Here is a 15,459-nt window from a genome sequence, read left to right on the forward strand (position 1 = left end):
GCCGTGCTGATCGAAATCCCCGGCCTGTTGAGTGCCGAAGAAGTCGCGGTGGCCGTCGCCACCCTGCTCGATCAACCGTGGGTCGACGGCAAGGTCACTGCCGGGCAACGCTCGGCCATGGCGAAAAACAACCGGCAGCTGTCGGAAGACGCGCCGGTAGCGATTCGCCTGGGTGAGCAGATTCTGTCGCGGCTGTCGGACAACGCGCTGTTCATGTCCGCCGCCCTGCCGAAGAAAATCTACCCGCCGCTGTTCAACCGCTACAGCGGCGGCGAAGCCTTCGACTGGCATATCGACAATGCGATTCGCGGCCTCAAGGGCGTGCGCGAACGGGTGCGCACCGACATCTCCGCCACCTTGTTCCTGGCTGATCCGGCCAGCTACGACGGCGGCGAACTGGTGATCCGCGACACCTTCGGCGAGCACGCGGTGAAGCTGCCCGCCGGGCACCTGCTGATTTATCCCGGCAGCAGTTTGCACAAGATCAACCCGGTCACCCGCGGCGAGCGCATCGCCAGTTTCTTCTGGATCGAAAGCCTGGTGCGCGAAGACAGTCAGCGCCAACTGCTGCTGGACATGGACGTGGCGATTCAACGCCTCACCGCGCAACACGCCGACGACCACGCATTGCTGCAACTGAGCGGCGCCTATCACAACCTTTTGCGGCGCTGGAGCGATGTCTGATGCGCCGCCTTCACCTGGAGTTCTCGCCATGCTGAAACCCCGCAACTTCCTCAAGCTGGGCGCGCTATTTGCCGTGCTGATCCTCGGCCACGCCGAAACCGCCGCCGCCCATGAAGTCACCGACGTGCTGGGCCGCAAGGTCGAGGTGCCAGACCACGTGCAGCGCGTGGTGCTCGGCGAAGGCCGGCTGATTTCGGCCTTTGCCTTGCTGGACAAGGACGCGCCATTCCAACGGATTGTCGGCTGGCAGAATGATTTGAAACTGTTGGACGCCCACACCTATAACGCCTACGTGGCGAAATTTCCGACGGTAAAAGACATTCCGCTGATTGGCCAGGCGTCGGAGCAAAGCGTCAGCGCCGAGGAAATTCTTTCGCTGAAACCGGACCTGGCGGTGTTCAGCATTTCCGGCCATGGCCCGACTGAACACAGCCCGGTGGCGGACGTGTTGGCCAAGGCGGGCATTGCAGTGTTGTTCGTCGACTTCCGCATCAACCCGGTGCAAGGCACCCACGCCAGCATGACCGCCCTGGGCCAGGCCCTGGGCCGGGAAACCCAGGCCAAGGCGTTCCTCGACTTTTATGACCAGCACATCAAGGTGATCACCGACGCCGTCGCCACCTTGCCGGCCGGGCCGCGCCCGAGCGTGTTCCTGGAATTGCTGGCCGGCGCCTGGCAGGCACCGGGGCACACCACTGGCAAGAGCGGCATGGGTGAAGTGATCAAGCTGGTGGGCGGGCGCAACATCGCCGCCGACGTGGTGCCGGGGGCGCTGGGAGATATCAGTGTCGAGTACGCGCTGAAAGCTGACCCGGATGTGTATGTGGCCACCGGCAATCACAAGCCCGGGTTGATTCTGGGTGCTGGCGTGAGCAACGAAGACGCGCGTGCCGCGTTTGACGCCGTGCTGGCCCGCCCTGAGTTTGTGAACCTTCGGGCGATTCGTGAGGGCAATTCCCACGGTCTGTGGCATGACTTCTACAACTCGCCGTACAACCTGCTGGCGATTGAAGCGCTGGCCAAGTGGGTGCATCCGGAATTGTTCGCCAAGCTGGATCCCAAGGCGACCATGGAAGCGATGAACCAACAGTTCCTCGGCATGCCGCTGCAGGGTGCTTACTGGATTGATGGCAAGGCCAAGTAACTAAGGCTCACAACCCATTCCCTGCCTGTACACGGTTCCTGTGGGAGCTGGCTTGCCTGCGATAGCGGTGTTGGATTCACCATCGCCATCGCAGGCAAGCCAGCTCCCACACTGACCGTGTACCGGCAGGGATTTTCGTCGTTTTCAAGGCTGCGAATCCAATGACCACTCAAACCCTCGACCTCGCCACCGCCAGCCAAGGCTATCGCCGCCTGCTGGCCCGCCGCTTCTGGCTGCTGGCCCTGCTGGGTGGCGCGCTGATGTGCGCGATCCTCGTGGACCTGGCCAGCGGCCCGTCGGGCATGGGCCTTGGCGCCCTGCTCGATGGCTTGCTGCACCCCGCCCACCTGAGCGCCACCGACCAGGTGATCATCTGGAACGTGCGCCTGCCCTACGCCTTGATGGCGGTGTTGGTCGGTTGTGCGCTGTCGCTGGCGGGCGCCGAGATGCAGGCGATCCTTAACAACCCGCTCGCCAGTCCATTCACCCTGGGGGTTTCCTCGGCGGCGGCGTTGGGCGCGTCCCTGGTGATTGTGTTTCCAGTGACGACGCTGTGGGTGTCGGCCAATACGGCGATTTCCATTTCAGCCTTTGTGTTTGCCGCCGCCTCGGTCTTTTTGCTGCAAGCCATGTCGCGCCTGCGCGGTGCCGGGGTGGAAAGCCTGGTGCTGTTCGGGATTGCCCTGGTGTTCAGTTGCAACGCGGTGGTCGCCCTGTTGCAACTGGTCGCCACCGAAGATGTGCTGCAACAACTGGTGTTCTGGACCCTGGGCAGCGTGACCCGGGCCAACTGGGACAAGCTCGGCATCCTCGCGTTGGTGGTCGCCGTGGTCATGCCCTTTTCCTTCGCGGCCGCGCCACGCCTGACCCTGTTGCGCATGGGCGAAGACCGCGCGCAAAGCTTCGGTGTCGATGTGAAGCGCCTGCGGTTTTTCTCGTTGTTGCGCATCAGCCTGCTGTCGGCCACCGCCGTGGCGTTTGTGGGAACCATCGGATTTATCGGCCTGGTGGGTCCGCACATCGCGCGGATTCTGGTGGGTGAAGACCAGCGCTTCCTGCTGCCGGCCAGCGCGCTTGTCGGCGCGTTACTGTTGTCGCTGTCATCCATCGCCAGCAAGCTGATCATGCCCGGGGTGATCGTACCCGTGGGTATCGTCACCGCGCTGGTGGGCGTGCCGATTTTCGTGTTGCTGGTGTTCAAGCGCGGGAGGCAGTTATGAGCAGCGGGCTGTCGATTCAGAACGCCCAGGTCAGTTATGGCCGGCGCCAGATTGTGCATGACCTGAGTTTGCCAACCCTGGCCCACGGCAGCCTGACCGCGTTGATCGGGCCGAACGGTGCGGGCAAGTCGACGTTGCTGAGGGCGGTGGCGGGGCTGGAAAAGATGCAGGGCGTTGTCAGACTGGGTGACCTGGACCTGACGAAAATGTCCGTCGGTGAACGCGCCCGGCGTGTGACCTATATGCCGCAAAACCTTCCGCCGGGCTTGAGCCTGAGTGTGATGGAAAGCGTGATCGCGGCGCTGCGGGTGGCGAACGTCGAGGGCATTGCGCTTTCAAGCGACGCGTGCATGCGCGAGGCCTTTGATGCGTTGCAAAGGATTGGCATCGCTCATCTGGCGGATCAGCTATTGAGCACGTTATCCGGCGGCCAGCGGCAACTGGTCAGCCTGGCGCAACTGATTGCGCGCCGGCCACAGGTGATGCTGCTGGATGAACCCACCAGTGCGCTGGACTTGAACTACCAGTTGAAGGTCATGGATTGCGTGCGCGACCTGGTGCGGGAACACAACCTGATCGCCGTGGTGGTGCTGCACGACATCAACCTCGCGGCGCGCTATGCCGACCATATCGCGGTGCTGCGCCAGGGCCGGCTGTACGCCAGTGGCGCGGCGGATGACGTGCTGGATACGGCGCTGTTTGCCGAAGTCTATGGTGTGCGGGTACGCATCGAGCGATGCTCACGACAAACGTTGCAGGTGTTGGTGGACGGCGCGGTGGCTTAGATCCTCTGTGGCGAGGGAGCTTGCTCCCGTTGGGCTGCGTAGCAGCCCCAAAATCTGTGCACGCGCGTCTTCAGGCGGACTGAGGTGAGGCACTCGGGAGCGCTTCGCACTGGAGCTCCAGCCTGGTCCAGCGGGAGCAAGCTCCCTCGCCACAACGGTCACTCCAGCAACTGTTTGGAGGAAATCACTGTGGCGTACTCGCCGTGCAGGTTACCCAACGACATGGCATGTACCGCCTGCGCCGAATGCATCTGCCCGAAAAAGTCCGCCTTGTCGAAGGTGTAGCAGGCATCTTCGATAACCCACGTCTCAAACCCCAGGTTGCCGGCACTGCGGGCCGTGGCCTCCACCGAGTTATGGGTGGCCACGCCCACCAGCACCACTTGCCGAAGCCCGGCCTCATGCAACCTCGCTTCCAGCCCCGTCCCACAAAATGCGTCCGGCACCCGTTTCTGGATCAACTGCTCACCCGCCTGCGGAATAAATGCATCCTGAAACTCCACCCCCGACTGCTGCGGCCAGAACACCGATTCCGGTGAATGGGACAGATGCTGCACATGAATCACCGGCCAGCCTTCGCGCCGCCAATGCGCCAGCAACGCCAGCATGCGCGCCTCGGCGTGCGGATTATTGCGCCGTCCCAGCCTGGGATGGTGAATGCCTTTTTGCTGGTCAATCAGAATCAACGCTGCGCCCGCACGAATATCCATATCGATAGACCCAAATGTTTCATTGAATTTTCGTCACCCTAACATTACCTATACCTACAGGCATTCGCTCAAGCGTCACCACCCTTGGAGAGCTTCATGATCGACCTGTATTACTGGACCACCCCCAACGGTCACAAAGTGTCGTTGTTCCTGGAAGAAGCCGGCCTGCCTTACGAGGTGCACCCGATCAACATCGGCCAGGGCGACCAGTTCAAGCCCGACTTCCTGAAGATCGCCCCCAATAACCGCATCCCGGCCATCGTCGATCAGAACCCGACCGACGGCGGCGCGCCGATTTCCCTGTTCGAATCCGGCGCAATCCTGCTGTACCTCGCGGAAAAAACCGGCAAGTTCATTCCCCAGGACCTGCGTGGTCGTCAGGAAGCGCTGCAATGGCTGTTCTGGCAAATGGGTGGCCTGGGCCCGATGGCCGGCCAGAATCATCACTTCAGCCAGTTCGCCCCGGAAAAAATCCCCTACGCGATCAAACGCTATGTGGATGAGACCGCCCGCCTGTATGGCGTGCTGGACCGGCGCCTGGCCGACCGCACGTTCGTGGCCGGCGAGGAGTACAGCATTGCCGACATGGCGATCTACCCGTGGATCGTTTCCCACAAGTGGCAGAGCCAGAAGCTGGAAGACTTCCCACATGTAGAACGCTGGTTCAACCACATCAAGCAACGCCCGGCGACGGTGCGTGCCTATGAGCTGGTGCAGAAGGTCAATCCGCCAAAATCCTGAAGGTCAACGGGATCAAAATGTGGGAGCGGGCTTGCTCGCGAATGCGGTGGATCAGCCACAACTCTTTTAGCTGATACACCGCATTCGCGAGCAAGCCCGCTCCCACACTGATTTGTGCCCGACTGGAAACCTTACGCAAATCCTGAAATAAGCATCGCCTCCCGCTTGCGTCGTTTCGCCGCGCTCACTAACGTAGCGCCTTTACTGACGCTACCCCCCGCAGGAGCTTTGCCATGGCCTCGCCAGCCCTCTCACATTTTCTTCCCCGGTTCGGCGTTGCCGCGGCAATTGCCAGTGCCTTGGGCCTGGCCGGTTGCCAGTTACAGAGCACCCAAGACACCCTGCCTCCGGTTTCCGGCGTACAGCCGATCAAGGGCCTGGCGCAGAACGTTTCGGTGCGCCGCAACAGCCAGGGCATCCCGCTGATTGAAAGCAGCACCTTCCACGATGCGCTGTTCACCCTGGGCTACGTGCACGCCAGCGACCGCATCACCCAGATGGTCACCCTGCGCCTGCTGGCCCAGGGCCGCCTGGCGGAAATGTCTGGGCCGGATGTGCTGGATGTCGACCGTTTCATGCGGGCGGTCAACCTGCGCAAAAGCGCCGGCGAGCTGTATAACGCCTCGTCGCCGCGCCTCAAGCGCTTCTTTGAAGTGTACGCACGCGGGGTCAACGCCTACCTGTTCCGCTACCGCGACAAGCTGCCGCCAGACCTGGCCCAGACTGGCTACAAGCCTGAATACTGGAAGCCGGAAGATTCGGCGCTGCTGTTCTGCCTGCTGAATTTCAGCGAGTCGACCAACTTGCAGGAAGAGCTGTCGTCATTGGTGCTCGCGCAAAAAGTCGGTGCCGACAAACTCGCCTGGCTGACCCCGAGCTACCCGGATGAACCGCTGCCAGCGGCCGAGTCCGACAAGCTCAAGGGCATCAACCTGGGCCAGATCCCGGGCCTCGCTGCGCTGACCAGCCTCAGCGAACACCTCGGCACCCTCAACACCCTGGGCACGTCCAGCTCCAGCAACTGGGCGATCGGCCCGCAGCGCAGCCGCAGCAACAAGAGCCTGCTGGCCAATGACCTGTCGACCTCGATGCAGGCTCCGTCGCTGTGGAACTACGTGCAGATCCGCTCGCCGAAATACCAGGCCGCCGGTGTGTCCATCGCCGGTTTGCCAACCCTGCTTTCCGGCTTCAACGGCAAGGTGGCCTGGAGCATGAGCCAGGTCTCGGGTGACACCCAGGACGTATTCCTGGAGAAGGTCAAGCGCCAGGGCAACGCGCTGTACTACGAGAACAACGGCAAATGGCTGCCCGCCATCGTGCGCAACGAAACCTACTTCGCCAAGGGCCAGCGGCCGATTCGCGAAGCGGTGTACGAAACCCGCCACGGGCCGCTGCTCAACAGTGCCCAGTCGCTGACCAGCGGCTACGGCCTGGCGTTGCAAACCGCCGATTTCAAGGACGACAAGAGCCTGGACGCGTTCTTCGACCTGTCCCGTGCGCAAACCGCCGGTAAAGCGTCTGACGCCACCCGGGAAATTCGCGCAATTGCCTTGAACATGGTCTTCGCCGACGCCAGCAGCATTGGCTGGCAAGTGACCGGGCGGTTCCCCAACCGCCGTGAAGGCGAAGGCCTGGTGCCATCGCCGGGCTGGGACGGGCGTTTCGACTGGGATGGCTACGCCGACGCGATGCTGCACCCCTACGATCAGGACCCGGCCCAGGGTTGGATCGGCACGGCCAACCAGCGCACCATTCCCCGTGGCTACGGCATGCAACTGTCCAACTCGTGGGCCGCGCCGGAACGCGCCGAACGTATCGCGCAACTGGCCGGCAGCGGCAAGCATGACAGCCGCAGCATGATTGCCATGCAGTACGACCAGACCACCACGTTCGCCGCCAAGCTCAAGAGCATGTTCCAGGCGCCGGGCATGGCCCAGCCGCTGAAACAGGCAATCGATGGATTGCCGGTGGCAGACCAGGCCAAGGCGCGGGAAGCACTGGGCCGCCTGATGGCCTTCGACGGTCGGCTGGCATCCACCTCCGCCGACGCGGCGATTTATGAGTTGTTCCTGCAGGAAAGCGCCAAGCAGATTTTCCTCGACGAACTCGGTCCGGAAAACAGCGCCACCTGGAAAGCCTTTATCGGTAACGCCAACCTGTCGTACTCGGCGGTGGCCGACCACCTGCTGGGGCGCGAAGACAGCCCGTTCTGGAATGACGCCCGCACCGGGCAGAAAACCGACAAGCCGGCGATCCTCGCCCGTAGCCTGGCCGCCGCGATCACCGCAGGCGACAGCGCGCTGGGCGCCGATCACAAGGCCTGGCAGTGGGGCAAACTGCACAGCTACACCTGGAAGAACACCAGCGGCCAGGCCATTCGCGGCCCACTGGCCGCGGGCGGCGATCACAACACGCTGAACAGCGCACCGTATAGCTGGGGCCAGAGTTTCGACACGACCCAGGTGCCGGCGCTGCGGATGATTGTCGACTTCGGCCTGGCGGAACCGATGATGGGCCAAAGCGGCATCGGCCAATCCGGCAACCCGGCCAGCCCGAACTATGCCAATGGCATCGACCCGTGGCTGAAGGCGCAATACCTGAGCTTCCCGATGCAGCCACAGAACTTTGACGGGGTGTACGGGAAGACGCGGTTGACGCTGGTGCCGGGCAAGTAACCCGGTTTCCCAGACTCAACCGGATCAAAATGTGGGAGCGGGCTTGCTGTGGTGAGCGGGCTTGCCCCGCGTTGGGCTGCGAAGCAGCCCCATCAATCTGTGGTGAACCCGACGGGGGACAAGCCCCCTCACCACAGCAAGCCAGCTCCCACATTTGATTGCATGCATTCCGATAGAACTTCTCCACCCGCCCCCGCCTCATAATTAACAAGCCCACCTCCACGGCACGCCCATGGACCTTGTTATCGCCCGGCCCGAAGGCCTCTACTGCCCCGCCGGGGATTTCTACATCGACCCCTGGCGCCCGGTGGAACGTTCGGTCATCACCCACGCCCACGGCGACCACGCCCGCACCGGCAACCAACACTACCTGGCCGCCGCCCCCGGCGAAGGTATCCTGCGCTCGCGCCTCGGCCAGGACATCAACCTGCAAACGCTGGCCTACGGCGAAAGCCTGCGCCACCACGGCGTCACTTTGAGTTTCCACCCCGCCGGCCATGTCCTCGGCTCCGCCCAGGTGCGCCTGGAATACCAGGGTGAAGTCTGGGTCGCCTCCGGCGACTATAAAGTCGAGCCCGACGGCACCTGCGCGCCGTTCGAACCGGTGCGCTGCCATACGTTTATCACCGAATCGACCTTCGGCCTGCCGATCTACCGCTGGCAGCCCCAGGCGCAGATTTTTGCCGGGATCAACGACTGGTGGCAGGCCAATATCGCCGCCGGCAAGGCCAGCGTGTTGTTCTGTTATTCCTTCGGCAAAGCCCAGCGGATTCTCCACGGCATCGACGCCAGCATCGGCCCGATCCTCAGCCATGGCGCGGTCGAACCCTTGAACCGGGTGTACCGCGAAGCTGGCATCTATATCCCTGAAACCCTCTACGCCGGCGACTTCAAAAAGACCGACCCTTTATTGCGCCAGGCCCTGATCATCGCCCCGCCCTCCGCCGGTGGCAGCACCTGGATGCGCCGCTTCGGCGACTACAGTGACGCCTTCGCCAGCGGCTGGATGCGCCTGCGCGGAACCCGGCGTCGGCGCGGCGTGGATCGCGGCTTTGTGCTCTCGGACCACGCCGATTGGCCCGGACTGTTATGGGCCATTGAGCAAACCGGTGCCGAGCGGGTAATGGTCACCCACGGTTCTGTGGGCGTATTGGTCAGGCACCTGCGGGAAAAGGGCCTGGATGCCCAGGGATTCACCACCGAATACGGCGATGACGAAGAGGAGGCCACGTCATGAAAGCCTTCGCCGAGCTGTACGCCAACCTCGACGCCACCACCTCCAGCAACGCCAAGCTCGCCGCCTTGCAGGCTTATTTCCTACAGGCGCCCGCGGAAGATGCTGCGTGGGCGGTGTACTTTTTATCCGGCGGCCGGCCCCGACAACTGGTACCCACCCGGTTGCTGCGGGACATGGCCACCGAAGCCGCGAGCATTGAGCCGTGGCTGTTCGAAGAAAGTTATCAGTCGGTAGGCGACCTGGCGGAAACCATTTCCCTGCTGTTACCTGAATCGCCCCACACCTCGGACGATGGTCTGGCCGTGTGGCTGGAAGAAAAACTCCTGCCCTTGCGTGGCCTGCCGCCAGAAGAACTGGCAGAACGCCTGCCCGCGTTGTGGGCACAGCTGGATCAGCCGAGCCTGATGCTCTGCATCAAGCTGATCACCGGCAGCTTCCGGGTCGGTGTGTCGAAGTTGCTGGTCACCCGCGCCCTGGCCGCCATGGCCGGGCTGGACAGCAAACGCGTGGCCCAGCGGCTGGTGGGCTACACAGACCTGTCGAACCGTCCGACGGCCGAAGGCTACTTGAAGCTGATTGCCGCCGAATCGTCCGACGAACACGCCCAGCGTGGCGGGCAGCCTTATCCGTTTTTCCTGGCCCATGGCCTGGCCCAGCCGGTGGAGCAGTTCGATGCCTTGCTCGGCTCCCCTGCTGACTGGCAAGTGGAATGGAAGTGGGACGGTATCCGCGCACAACTGGTCAAGCGCGAAGGCCGCTTGTGGATCTGGTCTCGGGGCGAAGAACTGGTCACCGAGCGCTTTCCGGAGCTTCATGACCTGGAAAACAGCCTGCCCGATGGCACGGTGATCGACGGCGAAATCGTGGTGTGGAAGGACTCGGTGCAACCCTTCGCCCTGCTGCAACAGCGCATTGGCCGCAAGACCCTGGGCAAGAAAATCCTCGAAGACGCGCCGGTCGCCGTGCTCGCTTATGACCTGCTGGAACACCACGGCGAAGACTGGCGCAACCACACCCAGGCCGAACGCCGGGCGCAACTGGAGCTGGTGGTCAGCGACTGCGACCAGCCAATATTGCGCACGTCGCCAGTGCTGATCGGCGATAGCTGGCAAGACTTGGCAGAGCAGCGTGAGGCGTCTCGCAGCCTGGGCGTGGAAGGCATGATGCTCAAGGCCCGGGACGGGCTCTACGGCGTGGGCCGGACCAAGGACATGGGCGTGTGGTGGAAGTGGAAAGTCGACCCGTTCAGTGTCGATGCCGTGCTGATCTATGCCCAGCGCGGCCATGGCCGGCGCGCCAGCCTGTACAGCGACTACACCTTTGCGGTGTGGGACGGCCCGCCCGGTACTGAGCGTACGTTGGTGCCGTTCGCCAAGGCGTATTCGGGGCTGACCGATGAAGAAATGCGCAAGGTCGACGCCATCGTACGCAAGACCACCGTGGAGAAATTCGGCCCGGTCAGCAGCGTCACGCCGAGCATGGTGTTTGAACTGGGTTTTGAAGGGATTGCCCTGTCCAAGCGGCACAAGAGCGGAATTGCGGTGCGTTTCCCGAGGATGTTGCGCTGGCGCCAGGACAAGGCCGTCGAGGAAGCCGACAACCTGGCGACCCTGCAGGATTTACTGGCCTGACACGCCTCTCACGAACGCCACCGATCAATGTGGGAGCGGGCTTGCTCGCGAAGGCGGTGTGTCAGTCAATACATGTACAGACTGATCCACCGCATTCGCGAGCAAGCCCGCTCCCACATTTGAAAACCTCATACGCCCCAAAATAATGCATAGATTGATCAATGCCCATTTTCGGGCATTTCCTACTGGCACAACTCCTTAATCTCACCTTTTAAAACGACCATTCGGAACTATGGTGCAGAAATTGCTACTTGAGTCCGGTCTGACACCGTTCAGTAACAGTCCTAACCGCGCCACAAGCGCTTATCTTGGTTTCCAGGGATTACATAATGAAAAAAGCATTGCTGACCCTTTCTGCACTGGCTCTGTGCATGGCCGCCGGTTCCGCGCTGGCCAAGGAATACAAGGAATTGCGTTTTGGTGTCGATCCGTCCTACGCGCCGTTTGAGTCTAAAGCCGCTGACGGCAGCCTGGTGGGCTTCGATATCGACCTGGGCAATGCCATCTGTGCCGAGCTGAAGGTCAAGTGCAAGTGGGTCGAAAGTGATTTCGACGGCATGATCCCAGGCCTCAACGCCAACAAGTTTGACGGCGTGATTTCCTCGATGACCGTGACCGAAGCCCGTGAAAAGGCGATCGACTTCTCCAACGAGCTGTTCTCCGGCCCAACTTCCCTGGTGTTCAAAAAGGGCGCGAACTACTCCACGCCTGAGTCCCTCAAGGGTAAAAGCGTTGGCTACGAGCAAGGCACCATCCAGGAAGCCTACGCCAAGGCCGTACTGGACAAGGCCGGTGTCACCACCAAGGCCTACGCCAACCAGGACCAGGTGTACGCCGACCTGACTTCCGGCCGCCTGGACGCTTCCGTGCAGGACATGCTGCAAGCCGAACTGGGCTTTTTGAAGTCGCCAGCCGGTGCTGACTACGAAGTCAGCAAGGCCATCGACGATCCACTGCTGCCGTCCAAAACTGCGGTCGGTATCAAAAAAGGTAACAAAGACCTCAAGGCCTTGTTGGATAAAGGTATCAAAGCGTTACACGATGATGGCACCTACGCCACCATCCAGAAGAAACACTTTGGCGATCTGAACCTGTACAGCGGCAAATAATGCCTGGGGCGCCCTTCCTCTGGAGGGGCGCTTTTTTATCGCCATAGGTCCTGATTTATGTTCGAAGATCTTTTGCAAACCCTGGGGCTCAGTGCCTTCAGCTTGAAGGGTTTCGGCCCGCTGTTGCTGCAAGGCACCTGGATGACCGTCAAGTTGTCGGTGTTCTCCCTGGCCGTCAGCGTGTTGCTGGGCCTGCTCGGGGCTACTGCCAAACTGTCCAGCCTGCCGTTCCTGCGGGTTCCCGCGCAGATCTACACCACCCTGATTCGCGGCGTGCCCGACCTGGTGCTGATGCTGCTGATTTTCTACAGCCTGCAAATCTGGCTGACCAGCTTTACCGACTTTATGGAATGGGACTACATCGAGATCGACCCATTCAGCGCCGGGGTCATCACCCTGGGCTTTATCTACGGTGCGTATTTCACCGAGACCTTTCGCGGCGCGATCCTCGCCGTGCCCCGTGGCCAATTGGAGGCCGCCACGGCCTACGGGCTCACGCGTGGCCAGCGGTTTCGCTTCGTGACCTTCCCGCAGATGATGCGCTTCGCCCTGCCGGGCATTAACAACAACTGGTGCGTGATGCTCAAGGCCACCGCCCTGGTGTCGATCATCGGCCTGGCCGACCTGGTCAAGGCCGCTCAGGATGCCGGCAAGAGTACTTATCAGCTGTTCTATTTCCTGGTGATCGCCGCGTTTATCTACCTGTTGATCACCAGCGCGTCCAACTTCGTCCTGCGCCGCCTCGAACGGCGCTACTCCGCAGGCTCCCGGGAGGCAGTGCGATGATCGAACTTATCCAGCAATACTGGCGCCCCTTCCTTTATAGCGACGGCCAGCACATCACCGGGCTGGCCATGACGATGTGGCTGCTCAGCGCGTCGATCTTCATCGGCTTCCTGGTATCGATCCCGCTGTCCATTGCGCGGGTGTCGCGCAATCGCTGGGTACGCTGGCCGGTGCAGTTCTACACCTACCTGTTTCGCGGCACGCCGCTGTATATCCAGTTGCTGATTTGCTACACCGGGATCTACAGCATCGCGGCGGTTCGCGCGCAGCCGGTGCTGGACGCGTTCTTTCGTGATGCGATGAACTGCACGATTCTCGCCTTCGCCCTCAACACCTGCGCCTACACCACGGAGATTTTTGCCGGGGCGATCCGCAGCATGGCCCACGGCGAAGTCGAAGCGGCGAAAGCCTACGGCCTCAGCGGCTGGAAGCTGTATGCCTACGTGATCATGCCGTCGGCCCTGCGCCGCTCGCTGCCGTACTACAGTAATGAAGTGATCCTGATGCTGCACTCGACGACGGTGGCCTTCACCGCGACCATCCCGGATATCCTGAAAGTCGCCCGGGACGCCAACTCGGCCACCTACATGACCTTTCAATCATTCGGTATCGCTGCGCTGATCTACCTGACCGTGACCTTTGCCCTGGTCGGTCTGTTTCGTCTGGCGGAGCGTCGCTGGCTGGCCTTTCTCGGCCCCAGCCACTAAGGAGCCTTCATGCGTCATCAGATTCATCCACTTGTGGCGCCGGTGCCGGGCACGGAGCGACAAATCCACAGTTTCCACTTCGGGCCGGAGCAGGCCGAAGGCAAGGTCTACATCCAGTCGTCACTGCACGCCGACGAATTGCCGGGCATGCTGGTGGCCTGGCACTTGAAGGCGCGCCTGGCGGAGCTGGCTGCGGCCGGCCGCCTGCGCAGCGAGATCGTGCTGGTGCCGATCGCCAACCCGACCGGCCTGGAACAGGTGTTGATGGACATCCCCCTGGGCCGCTACGAGCTGGAAAGCGGGCAGAACTTCAACCGCCTGTTTGTCGACCTGTCCGACGAGGTTGGCAATCAAGTCGAAGGCCTGCTGGGAGATGATCCTGCGCACAACGTCGAACTGATCCGCGATGCGCTGACCATGGCCCTGGCGGCGCAAACGCCCGTCACACAACTGGAATCCCAACGCCTGGTGCTGCAACGCCTGGCGTGTGATGCCGACATGGTGCTGGACCTGCACTGCGACTTCGAAGCCGTGGCGCACCTGTACACCACCCCCGAAGCGTGGCCCCGGGTGGAGCCGCTGGCGCGCTATATCGGTTCGGAAGCCAGCCTGTTGGCCACCGACTCCGGCGGGCAGTCATTCGATGAATGCTTCACGCTGGTGTGGTGGCAATTGCAACAACGGTTTGGCGAGCACTTCCCGATCCCGATGGGCAGCTTTTCGGTAACCGTCGAATTGCGCGGCCAGGGCGACGTCAACCACGGCCTGGCCAGCCTCGACTGCCAGGCGATCATCGATTACCTGATTCACTTCGGCGCAATCAGCGGCGAGCCGGCACCGCTGCCGGAATTGCCCTACCCCGCCACACCGCTGGCGGGCGTCGAGCCGGTGGCCACAGCCGTGGGCGGTTTGCTGGTATTCAGTGTGCTGCCCGGCGAATACCTGGAAGCCGGGCAACTGATCGCCGAAATCATCGACCCCATTTCCGACCGCGTAACGCCAGTGCATTGCCGCAATGCCGGGCTGCTTTACGCTCGTTCGCTGCGGCGCATGGCCACTGCCGGGATGGTCATTGCCCATGTCGCCGGCACTGAAGCCTATCGCAGCGGCTACCTACTTTCGCCTTGAGGATGCACGCCCCATGTACAAATTGACCGTTGAAGGCCTGCATAAAAGCTATGGCGACAATGAGGTGCTCAAAGGTGTCTCGCTCAAGGCCAGGACCGGTGATGTGATCAGCTTGATCGGCGCCAGTGGCTCGGGCAAGAGTACCTTTTTGCGTTGTATCAATTTTCTTGAACAGCCCAATGATGGCGCGATGACGCTGGATGGGCAGCAGATTCGCATGGTCAGTGACCGCCATGGGATGCGCGTGGCGGATGATGCTGAGTTGCAGCGCCTGCGTACGCGGTTGGCGATGGTGTTTCAGCATTTCAATCTGTGGAGCCACATGAGTGTGCTGGAGAACATCACCATGGCGCCGCGCCGGGTGCTGGGTTGCAGCAAGAAGGACGCCGAGGATCGCGCTCGCCGGTATCTGGACAAGGTTGGGTTGCCGGCGCGGGTGGCCGGTCAATATCCGGCGTTTTTGTCGGGTGGCCAGCAACAGCGGGTGGCGATTGCCCGGGCGCTGGCGATGGAGCCAGAGGTGATGCTGTTTGACGAGCCGACTTCGGCGCTGGACCCGGAGTTGGTGGGTGAGGTGTTGAAGGTGATCCAGGGTTTGGCTGAGGAAGGCCGGACGATGATCATGGTGACCCATGAGATGAGCTTTGCGCGCAAGGTGTCGAGCCAGGTGCTGTTTTTGCACAAGGGGTTGGTGGAGGAACAGGGGTCGCCGGAGGATGTGCTGGGTAATCCGAAGAGCGAGCGGTTGCAGCAGTTTTTGAGTGGGAATTTGAAGTAGCCCGCAGGGGTTGGGTGTATATCCGTTATTTAGGTAACGGCCACTTATGGTTCCGCTCTTACAGCGGCTCACTTTTGAACAGCGCAAAAGTAAGCAAAACGCTCTTGCCCCACCACTCGGCACC

The 15,459-nt window shown here is 61.9% G+C and carries 14 protein-coding genes; 13 read left to right on the forward strand and 1 reads right to left on the reverse strand.

The genetic code is table 11. From position 1 onward, the window contains the following. Positions 1-3: 3 nt before the first annotated feature. The 4 genes from AC3WKX_RS25790 (at position 4) to AC3WKX_RS25805 (ending at position 3,833) form a co-directional block, all read left to right on the forward strand. Positions 4-684, forward strand: coding sequence for a Fe2+-dependent dioxygenase (locus AC3WKX_RS25790; protein WP_102606219.1), 681 nt, complete (start codon positions 4-6; stop codon positions 682-684). 28 nt (positions 685-712) lie between these two features. Further along, entirely contained in the window at positions 713-1,828 is a 1,116-nt protein-coding gene (locus AC3WKX_RS25795) for an ABC transporter substrate-binding protein (protein WP_102606220.1), read from the forward strand. A 161-nt stretch (positions 1,829-1,989) separates the two neighbouring features. Then, positions 1,990-3,048 (forward strand): FecCD family ABC transporter permease, encoded by a 1,059-nt coding sequence (locus tag AC3WKX_RS25800; protein WP_008432118.1) that lies wholly within the window; start codon positions 1,990-1,992, stop codon positions 3,046-3,048. After that, positions 3,045-3,833: an ABC transporter ATP-binding protein gene (locus AC3WKX_RS25805; RefSeq protein ID WP_102606221.1), complete on the forward strand. Its 789-nt coding sequence runs from the start codon at positions 3,045-3,047 to the stop codon at positions 3,831-3,833. Before AC3WKX_RS25800 ends, AC3WKX_RS25805 begins: the two co-directional genes overlap by 4 nt. A 158-nt stretch (positions 3,834-3,991) precedes the next feature. On the opposite strand, the gene AC3WKX_RS25810 is transcribed toward AC3WKX_RS25805, so the two are convergent. After that, positions 3,992-4,543, reverse strand: a complete 552-nt coding sequence (locus AC3WKX_RS25810; protein WP_102606222.1) for a cysteine hydrolase family protein — start codon at positions 4,541-4,543, stop codon at positions 3,992-3,994. A 96-nt stretch (positions 4,544-4,639) separates the two neighbouring features. Here AC3WKX_RS25810 and AC3WKX_RS25815 point away from each other — a divergent pair, with 96 nt between their 5' ends. The 9 genes from AC3WKX_RS25815 (at position 4,640) to AC3WKX_RS25855 (ending at position 15,335) form a co-directional block, all read left to right on the forward strand. Beyond that, positions 4,640-5,284, forward strand: a complete 645-nt coding sequence (locus AC3WKX_RS25815) for a glutathione binding-like protein (RefSeq protein WP_003213676.1) — start codon at positions 4,640-4,642, stop codon at positions 5,282-5,284. A 233-nt stretch (positions 5,285-5,517) separates the two neighbouring features. Continuing rightward, complete coding sequence (locus AC3WKX_RS25820; protein WP_102606223.1) at positions 5,518-7,959, forward strand: penicillin acylase family protein; 2,442 nt, start codon at positions 5,518-5,520, stop codon at positions 7,957-7,959. Between the two features lie 232 nt (positions 7,960-8,191). Then, a complete protein-coding gene (locus AC3WKX_RS25825; RefSeq protein WP_003213671.1) occupies positions 8,192-9,196 on the forward strand; it encodes a ligase-associated DNA damage response exonuclease in 1,005 nt (334 codons plus the stop codon). Then, a complete protein-coding gene (locus tag AC3WKX_RS25830; RefSeq protein WP_102606224.1) occupies positions 9,193-10,827 on the forward strand; it encodes an ATP-dependent DNA ligase in 1,635 nt (544 codons plus the stop codon). The genes AC3WKX_RS25825 and AC3WKX_RS25830 overlap by 4 nt, the downstream gene beginning before the upstream one ends. Positions 10,828-11,156: 329 nt before the next feature. Then, positions 11,157-11,936, forward strand: coding sequence for a transporter substrate-binding domain-containing protein (locus AC3WKX_RS25835; protein ID WP_003213667.1), 780 nt, complete (start codon positions 11,157-11,159; stop codon positions 11,934-11,936). Between the two features lie 57 nt (positions 11,937-11,993). Then, positions 11,994-12,722 (forward strand): ABC transporter permease, encoded by a 729-nt coding sequence (locus AC3WKX_RS25840; RefSeq protein WP_102606225.1) that lies wholly within the window; start codon positions 11,994-11,996, stop codon positions 12,720-12,722. Beyond that, positions 12,719-13,429, forward strand: coding sequence for an ABC transporter permease (locus AC3WKX_RS25845; RefSeq protein WP_003209532.1), 711 nt, complete (start codon positions 12,719-12,721; stop codon positions 13,427-13,429). The genes AC3WKX_RS25840 and AC3WKX_RS25845 overlap by 4 nt, the downstream gene beginning before the upstream one ends. Positions 13,430-13,438: 9 nt before the next feature. Further along, a complete protein-coding gene (locus tag AC3WKX_RS25850) occupies positions 13,439-14,557 on the forward strand; it encodes a succinylglutamate desuccinylase/aspartoacylase family protein (RefSeq protein WP_102606226.1) in 1,119 nt (372 codons plus the stop codon). A 13-nt stretch (positions 14,558-14,570) separates the two neighbouring features. Then, positions 14,571-15,335 (forward strand): ABC transporter ATP-binding protein, encoded by a 765-nt coding sequence (locus tag AC3WKX_RS25855; RefSeq protein ID WP_102606227.1) that lies wholly within the window; start codon positions 14,571-14,573, stop codon positions 15,333-15,335. The last annotated feature ends 124 nt before the right edge of the window (positions 15,336-15,459 follow it).

It is taken from the genome of Pseudomonas sp. GP01-A4 (assembly GCF_058780865.1).